Origin of the sequence: Brachybacterium aquaticum, from assembly GCF_014204755.1 — a bacterium.
Taxonomy (GTDB): Bacteria; Actinomycetota; Actinomycetes; order Actinomycetales; family Dermabacteraceae; genus Brachybacterium; species Brachybacterium aquaticum.
In genome coordinates this window covers 1702451-1728264 of the sequence record NZ_JACHLZ010000001.1, presented here as the reverse complement: position 1 = coordinate 1728264, position 25814 = coordinate 1702451, and the positions used below count along the sequence as shown (strand labels likewise).

Genomic DNA, 25814 nt, shown 5'->3' with positions numbered 1-25814 from the left:
TCCGGGGTCGTGAGGCCGGGCGGCACAGTCCCCTGGCCTGGGCCGCATGACCATCCCGTCCCGACGCAGCAGCGAGGAGCCAGCCCATGACCGCGAGCGACCGTCGGCCCGGACCGTACCTGGTGGTGGGGCTCGGAAACCCCGGCCCGAAGTACGCCGCGACGCGCCACAACATCGGTCAGATGGTGCTGGACCACATCGCCGACGCCGCGGGCGGGCGCTTCGCCGCCGCCAAGCGCGCCCAGGCGGTGGTCCTCGAGGGCCGGCTCGGCGCCCCCGGCACCGGCGAACGCGTCATCCTCGCCAAGACCACCACCTACATGAACACCTCCGGCGGCCCGGTCAAGGCGCTCGCCGACTACTACGGCATCGCCCCCGAGCAGGTCGTCGTGGTCCACGACGAGGTCGACATCCCCTTCGACTCCGTGCGCCTGAAGCGCGGCGGCGGCGAGGGCGGGCACAACGGCCTGCGCGACATCACCAAGGCGCTCGGCACCAAGGACTACCTGCGGGTGCGGGTGGGTGTGGGCCGGCCCCCGGGCGGCAAGGACACGGCCGACTTCGTGCTCTCGCCCTTCACCGCCACCGAGCGCAAGACCCTCGAGATCCTCATCGCGGACGCGGCCGACGCCGTCGAGTCCGTGGTCCTCGAGGGCCTCACCGCCGCCCAGCAGCGCTTCCACTCCCGGGAGACCCGATGAGCCCTGCCCCGCAGAAGAGCGCTGCCCCGCAGAAGAGCGCGCCGAAGAGCCCGCAGAAGAGCGCTGCCCCGCTCGCGCCCCTGCTCGACCAGCTCGCCGCGGGCGCCGACCTCACGGCCGTCCGCGCGCTCGTCGAGGAGGGAAGCTCCACCGGCGAGGGCGGTTCCGTCGTCGCCGCGACGGGTCTGTTCCCCTTCGTCGTCGCCGACCTCGCACGCCGCGCGACCGCCGAGGCGCCCCTCGTGGTCGTCACCGCCACGACCCGCGCCACCGAGGACCTGCGCGCGGCGCTCTCCGCCATGGTCGGCACGGAGCACCTCGCCGAGCTGCCCGCCTGGGAGACCCTGCCCCATGAGCGGCTCTCCCCGCGCGCCGACACGGTCGCGAAGCGCCTGAAGACCCTGCGCCGCATCGCCCATCCCGAGTCCGAGGACCCGGTGCACGTGCTGCTGATGCCGGTGCGCTCCCTGCTCCAGCCGCTGGCCACCGGACTCGGCGACCTGCGCCCGGTCCGCGCGCAGGTGGGGGACACCTACCCGCTCGAGGACATCGAGCGGGACCTCGTCGACGCCGCCTACGTGCGCGTGGACATGGTCGAGAAGCGCGGCGAGTTCGCGGTGCGTGGCGGCATCCTCGACGTCTTCCCGCCCACCGAGCCGCACCCGGTGCGCGTGGACCTGTTCGGGGACGAGATCGACGACGTGCGCTACTTCTCCGTCGCCGACCAGCGCTCCCTGGACCCCGCCCCGCAGGGCCTGGACGCCCCGCCCTGCCGCGAGATCCTGCTGACCCCCGCCGTGCGCGAGCGCGCCCGCGCCCGCGCCGAGGAGCTGCCCGGCGTGCGCGACCTGCTGCTGCGCATCGCCGACGGCATCGCGGCCGAGGGCATGGAGTCCCTCAGCCCAGTGCTCGTGGAGAGCATGGAGCAGGTCGCCGACGTGCTCCCCGCTGGTGCCCGCTTCCTCGTGGTCGACCCCGAGAAGGCCCGCGCCCGCTCGGAGGAGCTGGTCGCCACGACCGACGAGTTCCTCGCCGCGGCCTGGTCCAGCGCCGCCGCAGGCGGCGGCCTCCCGATCGACGTGGACGACGCCAGCTTCGTCTCGCTCGCCGAGGCGCACGAGCACGCCCGCGAGGGAGGCCGCGCCTGGTTCACCCTCGCCGCCTTCGGGCTCGACGTCGACGTGGACCTCACCGCCTCGGCGACCACCACCCACCCCGGCTACTCCGGCAAGCCCGGCGACGCCGCGAAGGACCTCGAGCGCCGCCGCTCCGAGGGCTGGTCCGTGCTGTCGACGATGGTCGGCCCGGGCGGCGCCCGGCACGTGGCCGAGAACCTCCGCGCCGAGGGCATGCCCGCCGTCTACGCCGAGCGGCTCGAGGGCCCCGTCGTCCCCGGCGAGGCCGTCGTCACCGTCGGCCCCTTCGTCGAAGGGCTCATCGCCGAGGACCTGAAGCTGGTCCTCGCCTCCGAGCGCGACCTCACCGGCAAGTCCGGGGCGCGCCGCGGCGAGGAGCGGAAGATGCCCTCGCGCCGCCGCAACGTCGTGGATCCCCTGCAGCTGAAGCCCGGGGACTTCGTCGTCCACGCCCACCACGGCGTCGGCCGGTTCGTCGAGATGACCAGCCGTGTCGTCGGCGCGGGCGCGAAGCGCACCACCCGCGAGTACCTCGTCATCGAGTACGCGGCCTCGAAGAAGGGCCAGCCGGGGGACCGGCTGTACGTCCCGAGCGACCAGCTGGACCAGGTCACCAAGTACGTCGGCGGCGAGGAGCCGAACGTCAACCGCATGGGCGGCGCCGACTGGGCCAAGACCAAGTCCCGCGCCCGCAAGGCGATCCGCGAGATCGCCGACGAGCTGGTGCGCCTGTACTCCGCGCGCCAGTCCGCGCCCGGGCACGCCTTCGGCGCCGACACCCCTTGGCAGCGCGAGCTCGAGGACTCCTTCGAGTTCGTGGAGACCCCGGACCAGCTCTCCACCATCGAGGACGTCAAGAAGGACATGGAGAAGGCGGTCCCGATGGACCGCCTGATCCTCGGCGACGTCGGCTACGGCAAGACCGAGATCGCGGTGCGCGCCGCGTTCAAGGCCGTCCAGGACGGCAAGCAGGTCGCCGTGCTCGCGCCGACCACCCTGCTCGCCCAGCAGCACCTGGACACCTTCACCGAGCGGTACACCGGCTTCCCGGTCACCGTGAGGGGACTGTCGCGCTTCCAGAGCGCCGCCGACTCCGAGGCGACGATCGAGGGGCTGCGCGAGGGGAGCGTCGACGTGGTGATCGGCACCCACCGCCTGCTCACCGGCAGCGTGCGCTTCAAGGACCTGGGCCTGCTGATCATCGACGAGGAGCAGCGCTTCGGCGTCGAGCACAAGGAGACCCTCAAGGCCCTGCGCACGAACGTGGACGTGCTGTCCATGTCCGCGACCCCCATCCCGCGCACCCTCGAGATGGCCGTGACCGGCATCCGCGAGCTGTCCATCCTCGCCACCCCGCCGGAGGAGCGCCACCCGGTGCTGACCTACGTGGGCGTGCAGGAGGACGCGCAGGTCACCGCCGCGATCCGCCGCGAGCTGCTGCGCGAGGGCCAGGTCTTCTACATCCACAACCGGGTCGAGGACATCGACCGGGTCGCCGCCCATCTGCGCGAGCTGGTGCCGGATGCGCGGGTCGCCGTCGCCCACGGCAAGATGAACGAGAACCAGCTCGAGCGGGTCATCGTCGACTTCTGGGAGCGGGACTTCGACGTTCTGGTGTGCACCACCATCGTCGAGACGGGCCTGGACATCGCCAACGCCAACACCCTGATCGTCGAGCACGCGGACCGCTTCGGCCTCTCCCAGCTGCACCAGCTGCGCGGCCGCGTGGGCCGCTCGAGCGAGCGCGCCTACGCGTACTTCCTCTACGACGCGTCCAAGCCGCTCACCGAGACCGCGCACGACCGCCTCACCACGCTGGCGACCAACACCGACCTCGGCGCCGGCATGCAGGTGGCGATGAAGGACCTCGAGATCCGCGGCGCCGGCAACCTGCTGGGCGGGGAGCAGTCCGGGCACATCGCCGGGGTGGGCTTCGACCTGTACGTGCGGATGGTGGGGGAGGCCGTGGCGGCCTTCCGCGGCCAGAGCACCGCGCCGGAGAAGGAGATCCGCGTCGAGCTGCCGCTGGACGCCCACATCCCCCACGACTACATCGGCTCCGAGCGGCTGCGCCTGGAGGCGTACTCCAAGCTCTCCGCGGTGCGGGAGATGTCCGAGATCGAGCAGGTCCGCGCCGAGCTCACCGACCGCTACGGCACCCCGCCCGCCCCGGTCGAGGTGCTGCTGGACGTGGCCCGCTTCCGGATCGACGCGCGCACGGCCGGGGTCGACGAGATCCAGGCCCAGGGCAAGATGATCCGCTTCGCCCACCTCGAGCCCGCCGATTCCGTCGCCATGCGGATGAAGCGCCTGTACCCCGGCACGGTGCTGAAGCCGGCGCTGCGCCAGGTGCTCGTGCCGCGCCCGATGACCTCGCGGCTCGGCGGCACCGAGCTGCGCGACCACGACCTGCTCGAGTGGGCGCGCGAGGTGCTGAAGGTGCTCGTCCCGTCGGCGGCCGACGAGATCTCCGCCCCGGTGGTGCAGGCGGCGAAGTAGCCTCGCTGCTGTGAGCGATGCACCGGTGGACGAACCCCTGACCGCACCCCAGCCCGTGCCCGCGGCCGGGGCCGAGCCTGCGCCCGGGCCCCGCGGCAGCGTGCTGCTGCGGGCCGTCGAGGTGATGGAGGCGCTGCGCGCGCCCGATGGGGACGCGTGGACGCACCAGCAGACCCACGCGTCGCTCGCCCGGTACCTGCTCGAGGAGACCCACGAGGTCCTCGAGGTGATCGACGACCCGGCCTCCCACGGCCCCGGAGCGCTCGCCGACGAGCTCGGGGACCTGCTCTTCCAGATCCTCTTCCACGCCCGCGTGGGCGAGGAGGAGGAGCCCGCCTGGGACATCGACGACGTGGCCCGCTCCTTCGTCGCCAAGATGGAGCGGCGCAACCCCCACGTCTTCGGCGAGGACCGCGAGGCGGCGCTCGCCGACCCGGCCGACGTCGACGCGATCATCGCCCAGTGGCATGCGGTGAAGGCCGCGGAGAAGCAGGCGGCGGAGAAGGAAGCGGCCGCGTCGTCCGCGGACGGGGGAGACGCGGGCAGCGCCCCTGCCCGCGGCTGGTTCGACGGGATCCCCTCGCGCCTGCCCGCCCTGCAGACCGCCGCAAAGGCCGTGCACCGCGCCCGCTCGGACGGGCGCCTCGACGAGCTCCTCGCCGCGGCCGACGAGGCCGCCGCCGCGCCCGACGCGGAGGACTGGGGCGGAGACATCTCGCGCGCCCTGCTCGACCTCGTGGTCGCCGCCGAGGCCCGCGACGACGACCCCGAGACCGCGCTGCGCACCCTGCTCGCCCGCACCCGCACCCTGACCGTCGGCGGGGCACCGAGCGGGACCTCCGTCCCGCAGGGCGCCGACGCGCCCGGCGCGCCCAGCTAAGCCGGGAGCGCAACCGCGGGCACCGACGAGCGTGAGCGTCGTCGCACGGCCTAGACTGTCCGGCAGACGGTCAGTGCCGACCGGACGATTCGAACTTCATCACCGAAGGAAGGAACAGCCCATGGCAGTCATCGATGCCGTCCACGCCCGCGAGATCCTCGATTCCCGCGGAAACCCCACCGTCGAGGTCGAGGTGCTCCTCGACGACGGCACCTTCGCCCGCGCCGCGGTCCCCTCCGGCGCCTCCACCGGCGCCTTCGAGGCCGTCGAGCGCCGTGACGGCGACAAGGGCCGCTACCTCGGCAAGGGCGTCCTGGACGCCGTCAGCGCCGTCATCGCCGACATCCAGCCCGCGATCCTGGGCATGGACGTCCAGGAGCAGCGCGCGATCGACGCCGCGATGCTCGAGCTCGACGGCTCCGCCAACAAGGGCACCCTCGGCGCCAACGCCATCCTCGGTGTGTCCCTCGCCGTCGCCCGCGCCGCCGCGGACTCCGCGGGTGTGCCGCTCTACCAGTACGTCGGCGGCCCCAACGCCCACATCCTGCCCGTCCCGATGATGAACATCCTCAACGGCGGCTCCCACGCGGACTCCAACGTCGACATCCAGGAGTTCATGATCGCCCCGATCGGCGCGGAAACCTTCTCCGAGGCCCTGCGCGTCGGCGCCGAGGTCTACCACGCGCTGAAGTCCGTGCTCAAGGAGCGCGGCCTCGCCACCGGCCTCGGCGACGAGGGCGGCTTCGCCCCGAACCTCGAGTCCAACCGTGCGGCCCTGGACCTGATCGTCGAGGCCATCGGCAAGGCCGGCTTCGAGGCCGGCAAGGACGTGGCCCTTGCGCTGGACGTCGCGGCCTCCGAGTTCTTCGAGGACGGCTCCTACACCTTCGAGGGCGAGAAGAAGACCTCCGCCGAGATGATCGACTACTACGCCGAGCTCGTCGACGCGTACCCGCTGGTCTCCATCGAGGATCCGCTGGACGAGGAGGACTGGGACGGCTGGAAGGCCATCACCGAGCGCATCGGCGCCAAGACCCAGCTCGTGGGCGACGACCTGTTCGTCACCAATCCCGAGCGCCTGGGCCGCGGCATCGCCGAGGGCGCCGCGAACGCTCTGCTGGTGAAGGTCAACCAGATCGGCTCGCTCTCCGAGACCCTCGACGCCGTGGACCTCGCGCACCGTGCGGGCTTCAAGGCGATGATGTCCCACCGCTCCGGCGAGACCGAGGACACCACCATCGCGGACCTCGCCGTCGCCACCAACTGCGGCCAGATCAAGTCCGGAGCCCCCGCCCGCGGCGAGCGCGTCGCGAAGTACAACCAGCTGCTGCGCATCGAGGAGGAGCTCGGCGAGGCCGCCCGCTACGCCGGCGCCTCCGCGTTCCCGCGCTTCACCGCCTGATAACTGCGGCCTGAGAACTGCGGCCTGAGAAACACAGCCTGAGAACCACAGCCTGAGCGCAGTTCCCTCCCGGGGCCTGCGGCGGTGACACCCTCCGGGGTGATCACCGCCGCAGGCCCCGCGTTTCACCTCGGGGCATCCAGGGCCGAGGTCGTATCCTCGTCGGCATGAGCAGCAGACGACCGGGCGCCCCGAGGACGACGAGGCGCTCGGTCCCCGCGTCCGGGGGCCGACGCGGCGCCTCGCGGCCGACCTCCCGCCCGTCGGCCGCCCCCGCACGAGCCGGCACCGGCCGCACGAGCAGGCGCCCCGCGGGCTCCGCCGCCGGCGACCGCAGCCGCGGGCCCGCCGCCGCCTCGCGGCCCGCGCGCACCACCCCCGAGGGCCCCGAGCAGGACGGCCCCGGCATCACCATCACCCGCCGCACCCTCGCGCTCGTCGCGATCGTGGTGGTGGCCCTCGCGGCCCTTGTGCCCACCGTCAACTCCTACGTCGACCAGCGCCAGCAGCTCTCGGAGCTGCAGGCCCAGGTCTCCCAGCAGGAGGCCGAGGTCGAGGCGCTGCGCGAGCAGGTCGCCCGCTGGGAGGACCCCGCCTACGTCGCCGCCCGCGCGCGCGAACGGCTCCTGTTCGCCATGCCGGGGGAGACTCAGTACCGCCTCACCGACACCTCCGGCCAGGACGTGCCCCTCACCGAGGCCCAGCAGGCCGAGGAGGCCGCCAAGGAGGGGGAGTGGTTCTCCACCCTGTGGGAGAGCGTCGAGGGCTCCAGCCGCCTCACCCCCGAGGACATCCCCGACGAGACCGGCTCCACCGACCAGGACGTCCAGGACCAGGACCCCGCTGACGGCACCGTCGATCCCGCGGACGCCACCGATCCCGCCGCCCCCTCAGATCAGGACAGCACCCCGTGACCACCCTCGCGCCCCTCCCCGCCGAGACCCCCGCCTCCGCCCATGACCTCGAGGTGATGCGCGCCCAGCTCGGCCGCGACATGCGCGGGGTCGTCTCCATCGCGGCCCGCTGCGGCTGCGGACGCCCGGCCGTGGTGCGCACCGCGCCCCGCCTCGAGGACGGCACCCCGTTCCCGACCTCGTTCTACCTGACCCTGCCCTGGCTCACCCTCGAGCTCTCGCGCCTGGAGGCGACCGGCCTCATGGCCGAGCTCACCGAGCGCCTCGGGCAGGACGAGGAGCTCGCCGCCGGCTACTCCCGCGCCCACGAGCTGTACCTCGCCCGTCGCGCCGAGATCGGCGACGCCGAGGAGGTGCGCCACGTCAGCGCCGGCGGCATGCCCACGCGGGTGAAGTGCCTGCACGCGCTGGCCGGTCAGGCCCTCGCCGAGGGGCCCGGCACGAACCCCGTCGCCGACGAGGTCCTCGCGATGGTCGAGGGGGTCGCGCTCGAGGACGGCTCCACCGACGGCGCCGCGTGGGCGCTCGCCTGCCGTTGCCAGGGCGATGGCCCCGGTGCGGGGCAGGAGCAGGGCGCGGCCGACGGCTCCGCGGAGCACGCCGATCAGCCTGATCATGACGAGGAGACCCGATGAGCACCCCCGTCGCCGCGATCGACTGCGGCACCAACTCCATCCGCCTGCTCATCGCCCGACGCGACGAGGCGAGCGGGCGCATGGTCGACCTCGAGCGCCACCTCGAGATGGTCCGCCTCGGCCTCGGCGTGGACCGCACCGGCCGCTTCGACCCGGTGGCCGTCGAGCGCACCCTCGACGCGGCCCGCCGCTACAAGGTCCTCATCGACCATCACGGTGTCGCCCCGGAGGACATCCGCTTCGTCGCCACCTCCGCAACCCGCGACGCCTCCAACCGCGACGTGTTCATCGACGGGATCCGCGAGATCCTCGGCATCACCCCCGAGGTCATCACCGGCCAGGAGGAGGCCGAGCTGTCCTTCCGCGGCGCGGTCAGCACCGTCGAGGGACTGCCTGACGGCCCCGCACTGGTGATCGACATCGGCGGCGGCTCCACCGAGCTCGTGCTCGGCACCGACCACCCCACCCACCGCATCAGCCTGAACATCGGCTCCGTGCGCCTGACCGAGCGCCACCTGCGCTCCGATCCGCCGACGGACGAGGAGATCGCCGCGGCCACCGCCGACATCGACGCGATGCTCGATCAGGCGGAGCAGGAGGTGCCGCTCGCCGACACCGCCGCGCTCGTCGGCGTCGCCGGGACCGTGACGACCGTCACTGCGGTCGCCACCGGCATCCGGGACTATCGTCCCGACGTCACCCACGGCGCACGCCTGGACGCCGGCGAGGTCGAGCGGCTCTGCCTGACGCTGCTGGGGGAGACCCGCGAGGAGCGCTCGCGCCACGCCGTCATCCACCCCGGACGCATCGACGTGATCGGCGCCGGGGCCCTGATCTGGGCACGCGTCGTCCACCGGGTGGTCGCAGCCGCCGGGATCACCGAGACCCGCACCAGCGAGCACGACATCCTCGACGGCATCGCCCTGGACCTGCTCGACCGGGTGCCCTGAGCGCCCGGCGGCCGCACCCCGCCAAGGCGGGGCCCGGCCGCCGGATGGCCCCGCCCGCGGGCGGGGTCGCGCGCCTGCCTGACCACTTGACGGGCGCTTTTGTCTCAGGGACCCGACGGTCATAGTCTGTTCCGCATGACCAACACCTTCGGCGGCAAGCCCCATGTCCTGATCCTCGGCGGCGGTTCTGTCGGCCTGACGACCGCGTCCGAGCTGCGCAAGTCCCTCGGTGCGGAGGTCGCGATCACCGTGGTCGACCCGCGCCCGTACATGACCTACGCGCCCTTCCTCCCCGAGGTCGGCGCCGGCAGCATCGACCCCCGCAACGTCCTCGCGCCCCTGCGCAAGGTCCTCACCGGCACCAAGGTCGTCACCGGCTCCGTGGCCGCGATCCGCTCCGCGGAGCACACCGTGGTCGTCGAGACCGAGGAGGGCGAGAAGCTCGAGATCTCCTACGACTACCTCGTCGTGGGCCTCGGCTCCGTGCCGCGTCTGCTCCCGATCCCGGGCCTGGCCGAGAACGCGATCGGCTTCAAGCAGGTCGAGGAGGCCGTGTCCGTCCGCGACCGCATCCTCGCCAACCTCGCCGAGGCCGCGACCACCAAGGACCCCAAGGCCCGCAAGCGCCTGCTGACCTTCACCTTCATCGGCGGCGGCTTCGCCGGCGGCGAGGCGGTCTCCGAGGCCGAGGACATGGTCCGCGACGCCCTGCGCTACTACCCCGACCTGCACGCCTCGGACATCCGCTTCGTGCTCGTCGACGGCGCGCCCTTCATCTTCCCCGAGCTCACCGAGGAGCAGCGCGCCTACGTGCTGAACCAGCTGCGCGAGCGCGGCATCGAGGTCAAGCTCGAGACCTTCCTGAACTCCGCCGAGAACGGCCTGATCAAGACCAGCGACGGCGACGAGTTCGAGACTGACCTGCTGGTGTGGAACGCGGGCGTCAAGCCGAACCCCGTGCTGTCCGACGACGAGGCCTCCGATCTCCCCGTGGTCACCGAGCGCGGCCCGCTCATGGGCAAGGTACAGGTCCTCCCGGACCTGCGCGTGAACACCGAGAACGGCCCGCTGGACGACGTCTTCGCCGCCGGCGACTGCGCCGCCGTCCCGGATCTCGCCTCCGGCGAGGGCAAGTTCTGCCCGCCCAACGCCCAGCACGCCGTGCGTCAGGGCAAGCGCCTGGCCGACAACATCGCTCGCTCCGTCCAGGGCCGCCCGCTGGTGGACTACTACCACAAGAACCTCGGCGTCTTCGCGACCCTCGGCATGTACAAGGGCGTCGGCCGCCTGATGCTGGGCGACAAGGAGATCGACGTGCGCGGTCTGCCGGCCTGGGCCATGGCCCGCGGCTACCACGTGTACGCGATGCCGACCCTGGGCCGCAAGGCCGCCGTGATCGCCGGCTGGGCGGCCAACCTCATCTCCCGCCGCGACATCATCGGCATCCCGCAGGCCGAGACCCCGCGTGCGGCCTTCGAGTACGCCGCCAACTCCGGCAAGAAGAAGTGACCCTCCCTGTGATCCGCAGGTGACCCGCAGGGGGCACTGACCCCGCAGGGCCCCTGCCCTCGCACCACGGACGCCGTCGCGCAGCAGCGCGGCGGCGTCCGTGCATGTGCGGGCGGACATCAGGGCGAATATCCCGGAGCGAGTGCGCCTGGGGCGAACGGGGTGCCCGCCGGGATGCACCCGCCGTCGTGACCGACTATGTTCATTTCAAGAGGTCGATGAGCAGAAATCGTCACCGTGCGGCGGGGCTCGATGCGGTCCGCAGCGCGAGCGAGGAGAGGCGGTACCCCATGGAGATCCACATCGTCGCCGACGCCGAGGCCGGCGCCCGGGTCGTCGCCGACGTCTTCGCGCGGACCCTGCGGGAGGCTGCGGTCGCCGGCGAGGAGGGCCGCGGCGCCGTGCTGGGCCTGGCGACCGGCTCCTCGCCGGTGCCCGCCTACCAGGAGCTGATCCGCCGCCACCGCGAGGAGGGGCTGTCCTTCGCGGGCAGCCGTGCCTTCCTGCTGGACGAGTACGTGGGCCTTCCCGCCGGGCACCCGCAGAGCTACCACCGCTTCATCCGCGAGCAGTTCACCTCCCACGTCGACATCGACGACGCCGCGGTGCTCTCCCCGGACGGCGCCGCCGCCGACCCCCGCGCCGAGGCCGCCGCCTACGACATGCGGATCCGCGAGGCCGGCGGAGTGGACCTCCAGATCCTCGGCATCGGCGCCAACGGGCACATCGCCTTCAACGAGCCCAGCAGCTCGCTGGCCTCCCGCACCCGCGTGATCGGCCTGACCCGTCGGACGGTCGAGGACAACGCCCGCTACTTCGACTCCCCGCAGGACGTCCCCGTGCGCGCCCTCAGCCAGGGACTGGGCACCATCCTCGAGGCGCGCCGGATCGTGCTCACCGCCTCCGGGGAGAACAAGGCCGAGGCCGTGGCGCAGATGCTCGAGGGGCCGATCAGCGCCCGCTGGCCCGCCACCGCCCTGCAGCTGCACGGCGACGTGACCGTGGTCGTCGACGAGGCCGCCGCCTCCCGCCTCGAGCTCGCCGACTACTACCGTCACCTGCGCCGCCTCGACGAGGAGCATCCGGTCACAGCGACCGCCTGAGCAGGGCGGGCGGCCCGGCAGTGCGCCCGGACGGGCGGATACGATCGCCGCATGCAGCAGGCTGATCCCTCCCCCTCCTCGGGCGCGCAGGCCACCGCCACGGCGCCCCGCTCCTCCCTCGACCGCTTCTTCCACATCAGCGAGCGCGGCTCGACCGTGCCCCGCGAGATCCGCGGCGGTCTCGTCACCTTCTTCTCGATGTGCTACATCGTGGTGCTGAACCCGCTGATCATCGGCACCGTCCCGGACTCCACGGGCATGTATCTCGGCGGCGGCACCGAGCCGAACCTCCCCGCCGTCGCCGCCGGCACCGCGCTCATCGCAGGCATCCTGTCGATCTTCATGGGCGCCTGGGCGAAGTTCCCGCTCGCGCTCGCGGCGGGCCTGGGCCTGAACGCCTACCTCGCCTACTCCGTGGTGCCGCTGCCCGGCATGACCTGGGGCGGGGCGATGGGCCTGGTGGTCATCGAGGGCGTGGTCATCCTGATCCTCGTGCTCACCGGCTTCCGCAAGGCCGTGTTCGACGCGGTCCCGCCCTTCCTGAAGACCGCGATCGCCGTGGGCATCGGCCTGTTCATCGCGTTCCTCGGGCTGTACAACGCCCGCTTCGTCACCACCGCCGGGGGCACCCCCGTGCAGCTGGGCAACGACGGCTCCCTCACCGGCTGGCCGACCCTCGTGTTCGTCCTCGGGCTGGTGCTCATGTTCGTGCTGTGGGTGCGCAAGGTCCCCGGCGCGATCCTCATCTCCATCGTCACCGCCACCATGCTGTCGATCATCCTCGAGCGGGTCCTCCACCTCGGCGCCCACGCCTCGGTGGACGAGAACGGCCCCGGCAACCCCGGCGGCTGGGCGATGAACGTCCCCACCGTCTCCGAGTTCCCGATCCAGGTCCCCGACTTCGCGACCCTGTTCACCGTCGACCCGATCGGCGGCATCACCGCTGCCGGCGTGATCGGCGCGAGCGTCATCGTGTTCTCGCTGCTGTTGGCCGACTTCTTCGACACCATGGGCACCATGGTCGGCGTCGCCTCCGGCGCGGACCTCGTCGACGAGACGGGCGACATCCCCTACTCCCAGCGCATCCTCGTGGTCGACTCCGCGGCCGCGATCGCCGGCGGCATCGGCGGCGTCTCCTCCAACACCAGCTTCGTGGAGTCCACCTCCGGCGTCGCCGAGGGCGCCCGCACCGGCCTCGCCTCCGTGGTCGTCGGCATCCTCTTCCTGCTCTCGACGTTCCTCTCGCCGCTGGTCGCGATGGTGCCCTACGAGGCGGCGACCCCGGCGCTGGTCATGGTCGGGTTCCTGATGATGACCCAGATCACCGACATCGACTTCACCGATGTCGAGGTCGCGATCCCCGCCTTCCTCACGATCATCCTCATGCCCTTCGCGTACTCGATCACCGTGGGCATGGGCGCCGGCTTCATCATGTACGTGCTGATCAAGCTCGTGCGCGGCAAGGCCCGCTCGATCCACTGGCTCATGTACGTGATCGCCCTGATGTTCGTCGCGTACTTCCTGCGCGGCGCGGTCGAGGGCCTGCTGCTGTGAGCCGGGGCGGGCACCGGGAAGGGGAGGCGCCGGCCGACGGGGCCGGGCCCGCGGGCACGTCGGCCGACCGGGCTCGGGCCGACGAGCCGGCGGCCGCCGACGGGGTCGCGGAGCTCGCGGCGGAGATGCAGCGGGTGCTGCTGGTGTCCTCGCGGATCCTGCGCTCGCACACCGCCTCGCAGGACGTCTCCGCCCCCCAGTTCTCGGTGCTCGCCTACCTCCACCGCGCCGGGGAGTCGACGCCCGGCTCCCTCGCCGACTTCGAGCACGTCTCCCCACCCGTCATGACGAGGATGCTCGGACGGCTCGAGGAGGCCGGACTCGTGCGGCGCAGCGCCCACCCCGGCGACGGCCGACAGGTGCTGGTCGCCCTCACCGATGCCGGACGGGCCGCCGTGCTCGCCGGCCGCGAGGAGCGCGACGCCTGGCTGCGCTCCCGCCTCGGGGAGGTCACCGAGGCCGATCGCGAACAGCTGCGCGCGGCGACCGCACTGCTGCGCCGCACCCTCATCGCGCCGCGGGACTGACGCGGAGCGGTCCCGAGAGGGCCGGCATCCGCCGCCGCCGGACACGACGAGGGCCCCGTCCGATGGACGGGGCCCTCGTGGCGTCCCCGGAGCATCGCGGCTCCGGAGGAGGATGAGGAGGAGGGTCAGGCGATCGCGTCGGCCGAACGGTCCAGTACGAAGTCCAGCACCTCGATGAGCGCGGCGGTGTCCGCCTCGTCGACCGCGGGGAAGGTCGCGATGCGCAGCTGGTTGCGACCCAGCTTGCGGTAGGGCTCGATGTCGACGACGCCGTGGGCGCGCAGCACCGAGGTGATGGCGGTCGCGTCGATCGAGTCGTCGACGTCCAGCGTCGTCACCACCTGCGAGCGGGCCGCGGGATCGGCGACGAAGGGGGTGATCTCCTCGCGGCGCGCGGCCCAGTCCTGGAGCATGCCGCTCGTGGCGCGGGTACGTTCGTCGGCCCAGGCGAGACCGCCCTGGGCGACCATCCACTCGATCTGCTCGGCCATCAGCACGAGTGTCGCCACCGCCGGAGTGTTCAGCGTCTGGTTCTTGCGCGAGTTGTCGATCGCGGCCGTGAGCGACAGGAACGCGGGGATCCACCGGTCACCGGCGGCATCGAGGCGCTCGGCCCGTTCGATCGCGGCGGGGGAGAGGACCGACAGCCACAGGCCGCCGTCCGAGGCGAAGGCCTTCTGCGGGGCGAAGTAATACGCGTCGGTCTGCGCGATGTCCACCTGTGCGGCGCCGGCGACGCTGGTCGCGTCCACGAGGACGAGCTGGTCCTCGCTCGAGCCCTCGGGGCGGCGGACCGGGACCATCACTCCCGTGGAGGTCTCGTTGTGCGGCCACGCGTAGACGTCGACATCCTGGGACGCGCTCGGGGCCGGGCAGGTGCCGGGATCGCCCGTGATGATCTGCGGCGCGTCCAGGTGCGGGGCACCGGCGGACTCCGCGGCGAACTTCTGGGAGAACTCGCCGAGCACGAGATGCTGCGAGCGCTTTTCGATGAGGCCGAAGGCGGCGATGTCCCAGAACGCGGTCGAGCCGCCGTTGCCCAGCACGACCTCGTACCCGTCGGGGACGGAGAACAGCTCGGCGAGGCCGGAGCGGACACGACCCACCACGTCCTTCACCGGGGCCTGGCGGTGCGAGGTGCCTATGACGGTGCGGGAGACCGAGGCCAGCGCCTCCATCTGCGCGTCGCGCACCCTTGAGGGACCGGAGCCGAAGCGACCGTCCGCCGGGAGGATCTCCGGGGGCAGGGTCAGGGCGCGCAGGGCGTCCGAGCGTGCAGTGCTGGCAGCGGACATACGGGATCTCCTTGCAGGACGGGTCACGGGCACCCACGGAGCCGGGCGCTCGGCCCCTATTGTTCCAGTGACACGGCTCCCGGGCACGGGCGGTCCGCGGGCAGGGCGGCGCGACGGGGCTGCCGGCGGGCGACGCGCCGGGACGTGCACGGGCCCGAGCTGGGACGGTGAGGAGCATGGGACGTGCGAGGATCAGGGCATGAGCCGTGCCGATCTCGAGAAGAAGCCCTACGACGTCGCGACCATGTTCGACGGCATCGCCAAGCGCTACGACCTGATGAACGACGTCGCCGCGATGGGCCAGGTGGACATGTGGCGCGAGCTCATGGTCGATGCGCTCGAGCTCCGCGAGGGGGACAGGGTCCTGGATCTCGCCGCCGGCACCGGCACCTCCAGCGCCGCGATCGCGAAGGCCGGCGGACGGGTGGTCGCCGCGGACTTCTCCCTCGGAATGATGGCGGAGGGCAGGCGACGCGGAGCCCCGGTGCCCTTCGTCGGCGCCGACGCGCAGCACCTCCCCTTCGCCGACGACTCCTTCGACGCGGCCACCATCTCCTTCGGTCTGCGCAACGTGCACGAGCCGACGGCGGCGCTTCGCGAGATGACCAGAGTGGTCCGCCCTGGCGGGCGCGTGGTCGTGTGCGAGTTCTCGACCCCGAGCTGGGCGCCGTTCCGGGCCGTGTACGAGAAGTACCTGCTGCGCGCACTGCCGGCGGTCGCGAGCCGGATCGCCTCGAACAGCGAGGCCTACGAGTACCTCGCCGAGTCGATCCTCGACTGGCCCGATCAGCCGGCGCTGCGCGGGTGGTTCCAGGGGGTCGGACTCGAGCAGGTCCGCTACCGGAACCTCAGCGGCGGCATCGTCGCCCTGCACCGAGGCATCGTCGCCACCTGACCTGCGGAGATACCCGCCGGCGGTGCTCTCGAAGCCACGCAGCGCAGGCAATGTGGTCGAGGCCACCTCGGAAATGGCCGTTCTAGCTTGACGGGGTGGTTCCGGGGCCCGTAATGTTCTTCCTCGTGCCCAGGAGATCGGGACAGCGGGAAGGACGAGAGTCCAGCCAGCGAAACCGGTCGTGACCTGGGGCGGAAGGTCTCTCGGAAGAGGATCGCGACGCGGATCACACCGCAGCGATTTGACTTGGGAGAGCGGAAGTCCTAAGTTATCAGGGTTGCCTCGGAGCGAGGAACCGCGAGAGCGGTTCGGTAGCACTGAGTGCGCGTGTTGCTTGATATCTCAATAGCGTGTCTGTTTATCGATGCCATTATTTTTGAATGGCAAATCATAACGGATGATACAGCAGTTTAATGCTGGTCGTTTGTTTATTTTGTCAGGTTATAGTTTTTCATGATTTTCATGGAGAGTTTGATCCTGGCTCAGGACGAACGCTGGCGGCGTGCTTAACACATGCAAGTCGAACGATGACGGTGGTGCTTGCACCGCCTGATTAGTGGCGAACGGGTGAGTAACACGTGAGTAACCTGCCCCTCACTTCGGGATAACCTCGGGAAATCGTGGCTAATACCGGATATTAGTGTGCACCGCATGGTGCGTGTTGGAAAGATTTATCGGTGGGGGATGGACTCGCGGCCTATCAGTTTGTTGGTGAGGTAATGGCTCACCAAGACGATGACGGGTAGCCGGCCTGAGAGGGCGACCGGCCACACTGGGACTGAGACACGGCCCAGACTCCTACGGGAGGCAGCAGTGGGGAATATTGCACAATGGGCGAAAGCCTGATGCAGCGACGCCGCGTGGGGGATGACGGCCTTCGGGTTGTAAACCCCTTTCAGTAGGGAAGAAGCGAAAGTGACGGTACCTGCAGAAGAAGCGCCGGCTAACTACGTGCCAGCAGCCGCGGTAATACGTAGGGCGCAAGCGTTGTCCGGAATTATTGGGCGTAAAGAGCTTGTAGGTGGCTTGTCGCGTCTGCCGTGAAAACCCGAGGCTCAACTTCGGGCGTGCGGTGGGTACGGGCAGGCTAGAGTGTGGTAGGGGAGACTGGAACTCCTGGTGTAGCGGTGAAATGCGCAGATATCAGGAAGAACACCGATGGCGAAGGCAGGTCTCTGGGCCATTACTGACACTGAGAAGCGAAAGCATGGGTAGCGAACAGGATTAGATACCCTGGTAGTCCATGCCGTAAACGTTGGGCACTAGGTGTGGGGGACATTCCACGTTTTCCGCGCCGTAGCTAACGCATTAAGTGCCCCGCCTGGGGAGTACGGCCGCAAGGCTAAAACTCAAAGGAATTGACGGGGGCCCGCACAAGCGGCGGAGCATGCTGATTAATTCGATGCAACGCGAAGAACCTTACCAAGGCTTGACATGCACCGGACGACTCCAGAGATGGGGTTTTCTTCGGACTGGTGCACAGGTGGTGCATGGTTGTCGTCAGCTCGTGTCGTGAGATGTTGGGTTAAGTCCCGCAACGAGCGCAACCCTCGTTCTATGTTGCCAGCACGTCATGGTGGGGACTCATAGGAGACTGCCGGGGTCAACTCGGAGGAAGGTGGGGACGACGTCAAATCATCATGCCCCTTATGTCTTGGGCTTCAAGCATGCTACAATGGTCGGTACAATGGGTTGCGATACTGTGAGGTGGAGCGAATCCCAAAAAGCCGGCCTCAGTTCGGATTGGGGTCTGCAACTCGACCCCATGAAGTCGGAGTCGCTAGTAATCGCAGATCAGCAACGCTGCGGTGAATACGTTCCCGGGCCTTGTACACACCGCCCGTCAAGTCACGAAAGTCGGTAACACCCGAAGCCAGTGGCCCATCCTCGTGAGGGAGCTGTCGAAGGTGGGATCGGTGATTGGGACTAAGTCGTAACAAGGTAGCCGTACCGGAAGGTGCGGCTGGATCACCTCCTTTCTAAGGAGCATCACCAATTATGGTGGCCATCGTCGTCCGCGAGTGTCGGGCGGGTGGTTGCTCAGGGTGGAACATCGATGAATAGGCACTTCATCCGAGATCGGACGAGCAAGTACTTCCCAGTAGGGAATGGAACGCGAGACTGGTGGAGGGTTTGAGGTGGAGGCACGCTATTGGGTTGTGAGGCTGCACGCACCCCCGGAACTTTCGGGTTGTGGGGTGTGTGGCTGGTCCTCCCTCATTTCTGAGCACTTTGTGTGTGAGGTTGTGGGTGTGGGGTTGTTTTTTGAGAACTGTATAGTGGACGCGAGCATCTTGTAAGCAATTTTTATATGCAAAGAGTGTCTTTGTGTTGCCGTAAGTTTTAAAGGGCGCACGGTGGATGCCTTGGCACAAGGAGCCGACGAAGGACGTGTGAGTCTGCGTTAAGCCTCGGGGAGTTGACAACTAAGCTGTGATCCGAGGATGTCCGAATGGGGAAACCCACCAGGGGTCATGCCCTGGTACCCGCTGCTGAATGTATAGGCAGTGTGGAGGGAACGCGGGGAAGTGAAACATCTCAGTACCCGCAGGAAGAGAAAACAAATAGTGATTCCGTGAGTAGTGGCGAGCGAAAGCGGAAGAGGCTAAACCTGGTCTGTGTGATACCCGGCAGGGGTTGCAGGCTTGGGGTTGTGGGACGTGTCTGATGGGTCTGCCGGCTTGTCGACGTGTACGTGTAGTGGTAGTCGAAGTCGTGGTGAGTGCGACGGCGTAGAGGGTGTGACCCCCGTAGACGAAACTGCTGCACGGCGTGACGCTGTTCCCGAGTAGCACCGGGCCCGTGAAATCCGGTGTGAATCTGCCAGGACCACCTGGTAAGCCTGAATACTACCTTGTGACCGATAGCGGACAAGTACCGTGAGGGAAAGGTGAAAAGCACCCCGGGAGGGGAGTGAAATAGTACCTGAAACCGTGCGCTTACAATCCGTCGGAGCCTTGAGGGGTGACGGCGTGCCTTTTGAAGAATGAGCCTGCGAGTTAGTGGTCGGTGGCGAGGTTAACCCGTGTGGGGTAGCCGTAGCGAAAGCGAGTCTGAACGGGGCGTTCAGTCGCCGGCTCTAGACCCGAAGCGAAGTGATCTATCCATGGGCAGTGTGAAGCGCGGGTAAGACCGCGTGGAGGCGCGAACCCACTTCAGTTGAAAATGGAGGGGATGACCTGTGGATAGGGGTGAAAGGCCAATCAAACTTCGTGATAGCTGGTTCTCCCCGAAATGCATTTAGGTGCAGCGTTGCGTGTTTCGTGCCGGAGGTAGAGCACTGGATAGGCGATGGGCCCCACCGGGTTACTGACCTTAGCCAAACTCCGAATGCCGGTACGTGAGAGCGCAGCAGTGAGACTGTGGGGGATAAGCTTCATAGTCGAGAGGGAAACAGCCCAGAACATCAGCTAAGGCCCCTAAGCGTGTGCTAAGTGGAAAAGGATGTGGAGTTGCTGAGACAACCAGGAGGTTGGCTTAGAAGCAGCCACCCTTGAAAGAGTGCGTAATAGCTCACTGGTCAAGTGATTCTGCGCCGACAATTTAGCGGGGCTCAAGCACACCGCCGAAGCTGTGTCATTTCAGCGTTTTGCTGGGATGGGTAGGGGAGCGTCGTGCAGCCGGTGAAGCCGCGGGGGAACCCAGTGGTGGAGGCTGCACGAGTGAGAATGCAGGCATGAGTAGCGAAAGACGGGTGAGAAACCCGTCCGCCGATTGATCAAGGGTTCCAGGGCCAGGTTTATCCGCCCTGGGTTAGTCGGGACCTAAGGCGAGGCCGACAGGCGTAGTCGATGGACATCGGGTTGATATTCCCGAACCGATCGTAGGAGGACCCATACCGAGGCGTCTGATGCTAACCACCCGAGCTTTCCCCATACCCTTCGGGGTGTGGAGGTTGGTGAGGCTGGGAACCAAGGTCGTAGTAGGTCAGCGCGAGGGATGACGCAGAGAGGTAGCTTCCGCGGACTTAATGGAATAGTCCGTCTAAGCGTGCAGCCCGTTCCCGGGTAATGCTGGGAACATTGAGGGTCAGACGTGATGGGGATCCCGTATGGGCGTAGGTGAGTGATCCTGTACTGCCAAGAAAAGTTCCGGCGTGACGAATACGGTCGCCCGTACCCTAAACCGACTCAGGTGATCAGGTAGAGAATACCAAGGCGTTCGAGAGAATCGTGGTTAAGGAACTCGGCAAAATGCCCCCGTAACTTCGGGAGAAGGGGGGCCCGACCTGTGAGAGCGGGAAGGGCCGCAGAGACCAGGGAGAAGCGACTGTTTACTAAAAACACAGGTCCGTGCGAAGTCGTAAGACGCTGTATACGGACTGACGCCTGCCCGGTGCTGGAAGGTTAAGAGGACCGGTTAGAGCCCTTTGGGTTCGAAGCTGAGAATTTAAGCCCCAGTAAACGGCGGTGGTAACTATAACCATCCTAAGGTAGCGAAATTCCTTGTCGGGTAAGTTCCGACCTGCACGAATGGCGTAACGACTTCTCCACTGTCTCAACCGCGAACTCGGCGAAATTGCATTACGAGTAAAGATGCTCGTTACGCGCAGCAGGACGGAAAGACCCCGGGACCTTTACTATAGTTTGATATTGGTGTTCGGGACGGCTTGTGTAGGATAGGTGGGAGACTGGGAAGCATTCACGCCAGTGAGTGTGGAGTCGTTGTTGAAATACCACTCTGGTCGTTCTGGATTCCTAACCTCGGTCCGTGATCCGGATCAGGGACAGTGTCTGATGGGTAGTTTAACTGGGGCGGTTGCCTCCCAAAAAGTAACGGAGGCGCTCAAAGGTTCCCTCAGCCTGGTTGGCAATCAGGTGTTGAGTGTAAGTGCACAAGGGAGCTTGACTGCGAGACAGACATGTCGGGCAGGTGCGAAAGCAGGAACTAGTGATCCGGCACCTCATTGTGGAATGGGTGTCGCTCAACGGATAAAAGGTACCCCGGGGATAACAGGCTGATCTTGCCCAAGAGCTCATATCGACGGCATGGTTTGGCACCTCGATGTCGGCTCGTCGCATCCTGGGGCTGGAGTTGGTCCCAAGGGTTAGGCTGTTCGCCTATTAAAGCGGTACGCGAGCTGGGTTTAGAACGTCGTGAGACAGTTCGGTCCCTATCCGCTGCGCGCGTTGGATATTTGAGAAGTCCTGTCCCTAGTACGAGAGGACCGGGATGGACTGACCTCTGGTGTGCCAGTTGTTCTGCCAAGGGCATGGCTGGTTGGCTACGTCGGGAAGGGATAACCGCTGAAAGCATCTAAGCGGGAAGCCTGCTTCGAGATGAGATATCCTTGCACCCTTGAGGTGTGTGAGGCCCCCAGTAGATGACTGGGTTGATAGGCCAGATGTGGAAGCACAGTAATGTGTGGAGCTGACTGGTACTAATGGCCGATGACTTACAACAACTCATCTTTTTGTGTTGTTGCTGCTTGTGTTCGCGTCCACTGTGCGGTTCTCGAGAAACAACCCCAGCATCACGTCAGTGTGGTGTGTGGGCTGGTTGTGTCTCAAAGAGTTACGGCGGTCATAGCGTCGAGGAAACGCCCGGTTCCATTCCGAACCCGGAAGCTAAGCTCGATCGCGCCGATGGTACTGCACTCGGGAGGGTGTGGGAGAGTAGGTCGCCGCCGGACATCTTCACTGGGAGTGGAGGAGTGCTTGAACCCCTTAGGGGTGTTCGCCTCCTCCACTCCCTTTTTTCATGCCCATTTTTTTGCTGCATCGTGCGAAACGCTTCCGGGGCGCGGACAGCTGGTAGTGCTGTGCGGTGCGGTGAGGTGTGTTCCCGCACGGGGTGCCGGCTCGGGGATCGCCACGGGCAGCATGATGTCAGTGGGGAGCGCTGGGAGGTTCCGCGGGCGTGAAGGTGCGTACGGCTCGCTCGCCGCTCCTCGTTCGCCGTGGTGCAGCACTCCTGTCCGGTCCGGCAGCGAGGGCGACCCTTCGCAGGCCCGTGAAAGCAGTCACGGACTGGCGAGTTACTTGCGGGTCTGGGCCACTCTCTCGCTTAGAGTCGCGGAGGAAAAGCGCATAGGGCGAGTATGAAGAGGCGGACGGTCCAGGTGGCTGAGGACAGCAACAACGGGAGCGACCGCGGCCGGTACGACAGCAGTCGAGACGGTCAGCGGCGGAATGAGTATCGCTCGGCGCCCCGGACAGGTGAGTCCGGTGGCAGTCGAGGCGGATACCGGGAGCGTCAGGAGCACTCCGGGGGAGACTCCCGTGGATCGCGCGGTGAGCGCCCGCGCTACGACTCGCGCAGCGGCTCCGGCAACGGCGAGGGCCCCCGCTCCTACCGCGCGGGCGATGACGACCGCCGCGGGAACGGGCGCCGCGACGACCGCGCCGGCCGCTGGAACTCCTCCCGCCCCTCCGGAGAGGGCCGGGGAGATCAGCGCAGCCGCGGGGAGTGGCAGGACCGCCGCTCCCAGGGCGGTGAGGGCACTGACCGTCGGCCGGGAGGCCGCCGGGACGAGCGTTCCTACCGCGTTGATGATCGGCAGCGCCGCGATGACCGCCCCTACCGCGGTGACCGTCCCTATCGTGACGACCGTCCGCGCCGCGATGACCGCCCTGGCCGCGATGACCGCCCCTACCGCGACGATCGTCGGCCGCGCTCGGAGAGCCCGTACCGCAGCAATCGCTCCTCGGACGGGGAGCGCACGTACCGCGACGGCGCCGGTCGACGTGACGGCGGCGGCTACCGCGGGGGCCGGGACGACCGGCCCCGTCGCGATGACCGCGGAACCCGTGACGACCGCGGAACCCGTGACGACCGCGGCTACCGCGGAGACCGCAGCCGCCGGGACGATCGCGGTCCTCGCGACGACCGCCGCGGCCCTGATGACCGCAGGGGCTATGACGACCGCAGGGGCTACGGCCACCGCGGCGGGCACGACGACCGCCGCGGCGGACGCCCCGGCGAGGAGCAGCGTGCGGACCGTCCGATCGAGCCGCGCGTCCCTGAGGGGATCACCGGCCGCGAGCTGGACAAGGAGACCCTGGACGAGCTGCGCGGACTGAGCCAGGAGACCGCCGAGCGCGTCGGTCGACACATGGTGTCCGCCTTCCTGCTCGAGGAGAGCGACAACGAGACCGCTCTCGCCCACGCCCGCTTCGCCGCCCGCCTCGGCGGCCGCGTCGGCGTGGTGCGCGAGACCTACGGCATCCTCGCCTACCGTGCCGGCGACTACCGCACCGCCGCCCGCGAGCTGCGCACCTCGCTGCGCATCACCGGCCGCAGCGACGTGCTCCCGATGATCGCCGACTCCGAGCGCGGACTCGGCCGCCCCGAGCGCGCGCTCGACATCGCCGCCTCGGAGACCGCCTCCGAGCTCGGCGTCGAGGCCGCCATCGAGCTGATGATCGTGGTCGCCGGTGCCTATGCCGACACCGGCGACATCCAGACCGCCCTGCGCACCCTCGAGATCCCGGCGCTGCGCCACAAGGTCGACGGCCGCTGGCAGGTGCGCCTGTGGGTCGCCTACGCCGACCTGCTCGAGCGCGCGGACCGCCAGGACGAGGCACTGCGCTGGATCACCCTCGCCGCCGACGCGGACACCGAGGGCCTCACCGACGCCGCCGAGCGCCTCGGGCGCACCGCCCCGGCTCCTGCGGAGGATCCGACCTTCGAGCACGACGAGCAGGTCTCCGTGCTCGACGCGTACGATCCGTCGGCCGACGAGGACGAGGACTACGACTCCGAGGACGAGGATCCCGAGCACGACGAGGACCAGCACGACGAGCTCTCTGAGGACGAGCCTGTCGCTGACGAGCCCGTGACCGACGAGCCTGTCGCTGACGAGCCTGCGGTCGACGAGCCCGCCGTCGAGTCCCAGGAGGAGCGCGCGTGATCCGTCGGCCCGACCCGTCGCTGCTGGACCTGCATGATGCGCTGCTGTTCGATCTCGACGGCACCCTCATGCACGGCTCCCGGCCGATCCCGCACGCCGTGGAGGCCGTCGACGCCGCCCGTGCGGCCGGTCGCACCGTCGTCTTCGCGACGAACAACGCCTCCCGCACCCCGCAACAGGCGTCCGAGCACCTCGCCGGCATCGGCATCACCGCCGCGCCCGAGGAGTTCGTGACCTCCCCGCAGGTCGCCTCCCGTCTGCTCGCGGAGCGCCTCGAGCCGGGCGCGAAGGTGCTCGTCGTCGGCGGGCCGAGCCTCGCCGACCAGGTCCGCGCCGAGGGCCTCGTGCCCGTGGACGAGGACGCCGAGGACGTCGTGGCCGTGGTCCAGGGCTGGTCCCCGGACCTCGACTGGGGCCGTCTCGCCCAGGGCGCCTACGCGATCCGTCGCGGCGCCTACTGGATGGCCACGAACATCGACGCGACCCTGCCCACCGAGCAGGGGCTCGCCCCGGGCAACGGCTCCCTCGTCGCCGCGCTGCGCCATGCGACCGGCGCCGAGCCGGCCGTCGCCGGGAAGCCGGACCCCGGCATGTTCACCGTCGCCGCGCAGCGCATCGGCGCGCGCAGTCCACTGGTCGTCGGCGATCGCCTCGACACCGACATCGAGGGCGCGGTGCGCTCCGGCATGGAGTCCCTGCTGGTCCTCACCGGCGTGGACACCATCGAGACCGCACTGCACGCCGTGCCCGCGCAGCGCCCCACGTTCATCCTCCCGGACCTCTCCGGGCTCACCGCACCGTTCCCGCTGCCCGTCGTCGACGGGGACCGCGCCCGCTGCGGCGCGGTCAGCGCCGAGTGGGCGGACGGCGACATCCGCATCAACGGAGCGCCGGACGACCCGCGGATCCTCACCGCCGTCCTCGCGCTGCTGCGCGCGACGAGCCCCGAGCAGGCCTGGGACGGGCAGCTCCTCCCTGCGGGGGCCGGGCAGCAGTGAGCGAGGACCGGCTCGACGTCGCGCTGCTCGCAGTCGGCCTCGCCCGGTCCCGCACCCACGCACGGCGCATCGTCGAGGAGGGACGGGCGCGGCTGGACGGCCGCCCCGTCACCAAGCCCTCCCACCCCGTGCCGGCAGGGGCGGCGCTGAGCGTCGTCGACGTGCCCGACGGGATCGAATACGCCTCCCGCGCCGCCCACAAGCTCGCCGGCGCCCTGGACACCCTGGGCCTGTCGCCGCAGGGCGCGACCTGTCTGGACGCCGGGGCGTCCACCGGCGGGTTCACCGACGTGCTGCTGCGCCGCGGCGCCGCCTCCGTGCACGCCGTCGACATCGGCCACGACCAGCTCGCCGCGCACGTGCGCGAGGATCCCCGGGTCGTTGTCCGCGACGGCACGAGCGTGCGCGACCTCACCGAGGAGCTGCTCGGCACGCGCGTGGACCTCGTCGTCGCCGACCTGTCCTTCATCTCCCTGCGCACCGTTCTCGAGCCCCTCGCCGGCGTCGTGCGAGAGGACGGGGACCTGCTGCTCATGGTCAAGCCCCAGTTCGAGGTCGGGCGCCGGGCGCTGCCGAAGTCCGGGGTCGTCTCCGATCCAGCGGAGCGGGTCCGGGCCGTGCGCGAGGTCGTCGGGACCGCAGCCGAGCACGGGCTCCGGCTCGAGGCCGTCGGCCCGAGCTCCCTGCCCGGGCAGGACGGCAACCGCGAGTACTTCGTGCACCTGCGCCCCGTCCGGACGGGGGAGGGGAGTCCGGCCCCGTCGGGGCTCCTGACCGGGGAGGAGCGCACTGCCCCGTCGGCCGACGGACCACGCGGACCGGGCGCGCCCGGGCCGACCTGCGTGCCGCACGAAGAGGCCTATGACATGATCGGGACTGCCGTTCGCGGGGACGTCCCACGGCGCCGCCGGGAGCCACGCGCCCCGCACCCCACCCCGTCACGCACCACCGAGGAGGACTGACC

16 protein-coding genes and 3 rRNA genes are annotated in these 25814 nt (G+C 69.1%); 18 read left to right on the top strand and 1 reads right to left on the bottom strand.

Annotated elements, in window-relative coordinates; translation table 11 throughout:
- Positions 1 to 86 precede the first annotated feature (86 nt).
- The 11 genes from pth to HNR70_RS07630 all read left to right on the top strand — a co-directional run bounded on the left by pth (position 87) and on the right by HNR70_RS07630 (position 13810).
- On the top strand, positions 87 to 701 hold the full coding sequence (gene pth / locus HNR70_RS07680; protein ID WP_184325119.1) for an aminoacyl-tRNA hydrolase: 615 nt from the start codon (positions 87 to 89) through the stop codon (positions 699 to 701).
- Complete coding sequence (gene mfd, locus HNR70_RS07675) at positions 698 to 4336, top strand: transcription-repair coupling factor (protein ID WP_184325118.1); 3639 nt, start codon at positions 698 to 700, stop codon at positions 4334 to 4336. Before pth ends, mfd begins: the two co-directional genes overlap by 4 nt.
- 10 nt (positions 4337 to 4346) lie before the next feature.
- On the top strand, positions 4347 to 5216 hold the full coding sequence (locus HNR70_RS07670; RefSeq protein WP_312857607.1) for a MazG nucleotide pyrophosphohydrolase domain-containing protein: 870 nt from the start codon (positions 4347 to 4349) through the stop codon (positions 5214 to 5216).
- 121 nt (positions 5217 to 5337) lie between these two features.
- Positions 5338 to 6618: a phosphopyruvate hydratase gene (gene eno / locus HNR70_RS07665; protein ID WP_184325117.1), complete on the top strand. Its 1281-nt coding sequence runs from the start codon at positions 5338 to 5340 to the stop codon at positions 6616 to 6618.
- Positions 6619 to 6785: 167 nt separating this feature from the next.
- Positions 6786 to 7532: a septum formation initiator family protein gene (locus HNR70_RS07660; protein WP_184325116.1), complete on the top strand. Its 747-nt coding sequence runs from the start codon at positions 6786 to 6788 to the stop codon at positions 7530 to 7532.
- Complete coding sequence (locus HNR70_RS07655; RefSeq protein ID WP_312857606.1) at positions 7529 to 8167, top strand: DUF501 domain-containing protein; 639 nt, start codon at positions 7529 to 7531, stop codon at positions 8165 to 8167. Before HNR70_RS07660 ends, HNR70_RS07655 begins: the two co-directional genes overlap by 4 nt.
- Positions 8164 to 9117 (top strand): Ppx/GppA phosphatase family protein, encoded by a 954-nt coding sequence (locus HNR70_RS07650; RefSeq protein WP_184325115.1) that lies wholly within the window; start codon positions 8164 to 8166, stop codon positions 9115 to 9117. The genes HNR70_RS07655 and HNR70_RS07650 overlap by 4 nt, the downstream gene beginning before the upstream one ends.
- Positions 9118 to 9252: 135 nt before the next feature.
- Positions 9253 to 10626: an NAD(P)/FAD-dependent oxidoreductase gene (locus tag HNR70_RS07645; RefSeq protein ID WP_184325114.1), complete on the top strand. Its 1374-nt coding sequence runs from the start codon at positions 9253 to 9255 to the stop codon at positions 10624 to 10626.
- Positions 10627 to 10916: 290 nt separating this feature from the next.
- Positions 10917 to 11729 (top strand): glucosamine-6-phosphate deaminase, encoded by an 813-nt coding sequence (gene nagB, locus HNR70_RS07640; RefSeq protein WP_184325113.1) that lies wholly within the window; start codon positions 10917 to 10919, stop codon positions 11727 to 11729.
- Positions 11730 to 11780: 51 nt separating this feature from the next.
- Positions 11781 to 13283, top strand: a complete 1503-nt coding sequence (locus HNR70_RS07635; protein ID WP_184325112.1) for an NCS2 family permease — start codon at positions 11781 to 11783, stop codon at positions 13281 to 13283.
- A complete protein-coding gene (locus HNR70_RS07630; protein WP_312857605.1) occupies positions 13280 to 13810 on the top strand; it encodes a MarR family winged helix-turn-helix transcriptional regulator in 531 nt (176 codons plus the stop codon). The genes HNR70_RS07635 and HNR70_RS07630 overlap by 4 nt, the downstream gene beginning before the upstream one ends.
- Before the next feature lie 125 nt (positions 13811 to 13935).
- Here HNR70_RS07630 and serC read toward each other — a convergent pair whose 3' ends face one another.
- Complete coding sequence (serC, locus tag HNR70_RS07625; RefSeq protein WP_184325111.1) at positions 13936 to 15105, bottom strand: phosphoserine transaminase; 1170 nt, start codon at positions 15103 to 15105, stop codon at positions 13936 to 13938.
- 199 nt (positions 15106 to 15304) lie between these two features.
- Here serC and HNR70_RS07620 point away from each other — a divergent pair, with 199 nt between their 5' ends.
- The 7 genes from HNR70_RS07620 (at position 15305) to HNR70_RS07590 (ending at position 25812) form a co-directional block, all read left to right on the top strand.
- The gene (locus HNR70_RS07620; RefSeq protein WP_184325110.1) at positions 15305 to 16000 is read left to right on the top strand and encodes a demethylmenaquinone methyltransferase; all 696 of its coding nucleotides are present in this window, start codon (positions 15305 to 15307) and stop codon (positions 15998 to 16000) included.
- A gap of 459 nt (positions 16001 to 16459) precedes the next feature.
- Positions 16460 to 17979: ribosomal RNA gene (locus HNR70_RS07615) — 16S ribosomal RNA — on the top strand.
- A gap of 355 nt (positions 17980 to 18334) precedes the next feature.
- Positions 18335 to 21403: ribosomal RNA gene (locus HNR70_RS07610) — 23S ribosomal RNA — on the top strand.
- Positions 21404 to 21515: 112 nt separating this feature from the next.
- Positions 21516 to 21632: ribosomal RNA gene (gene rrf, locus HNR70_RS07605) — 5S ribosomal RNA — on the top strand.
- Together the 16S, 23S and 5S rRNA genes form the textbook arrangement of a ribosomal RNA operon.
- Positions 21633 to 22061: 429 nt before the next feature.
- Positions 22062 to 23852: a tetratricopeptide repeat protein gene (locus HNR70_RS15870; protein WP_246375176.1), complete on the top strand. Its 1791-nt coding sequence runs from the start codon at positions 22062 to 22064 to the stop codon at positions 23850 to 23852.
- On the top strand, positions 23849 to 24850 hold the full coding sequence (locus HNR70_RS07595) for an HAD-IIA family hydrolase (RefSeq protein WP_184325109.1): 1002 nt from the start codon (positions 23849 to 23851) through the stop codon (positions 24848 to 24850). Before HNR70_RS15870 ends, HNR70_RS07595 begins: the two co-directional genes overlap by 4 nt.
- On the top strand, positions 24847 to 25812 hold the full coding sequence (locus HNR70_RS07590; protein ID WP_184325108.1) for a TlyA family RNA methyltransferase: 966 nt from the start codon (positions 24847 to 24849) through the stop codon (positions 25810 to 25812). Before HNR70_RS07595 ends, HNR70_RS07590 begins: the two co-directional genes overlap by 4 nt.
- Positions 25813 to 25814 lie beyond the last annotated feature (2 nt).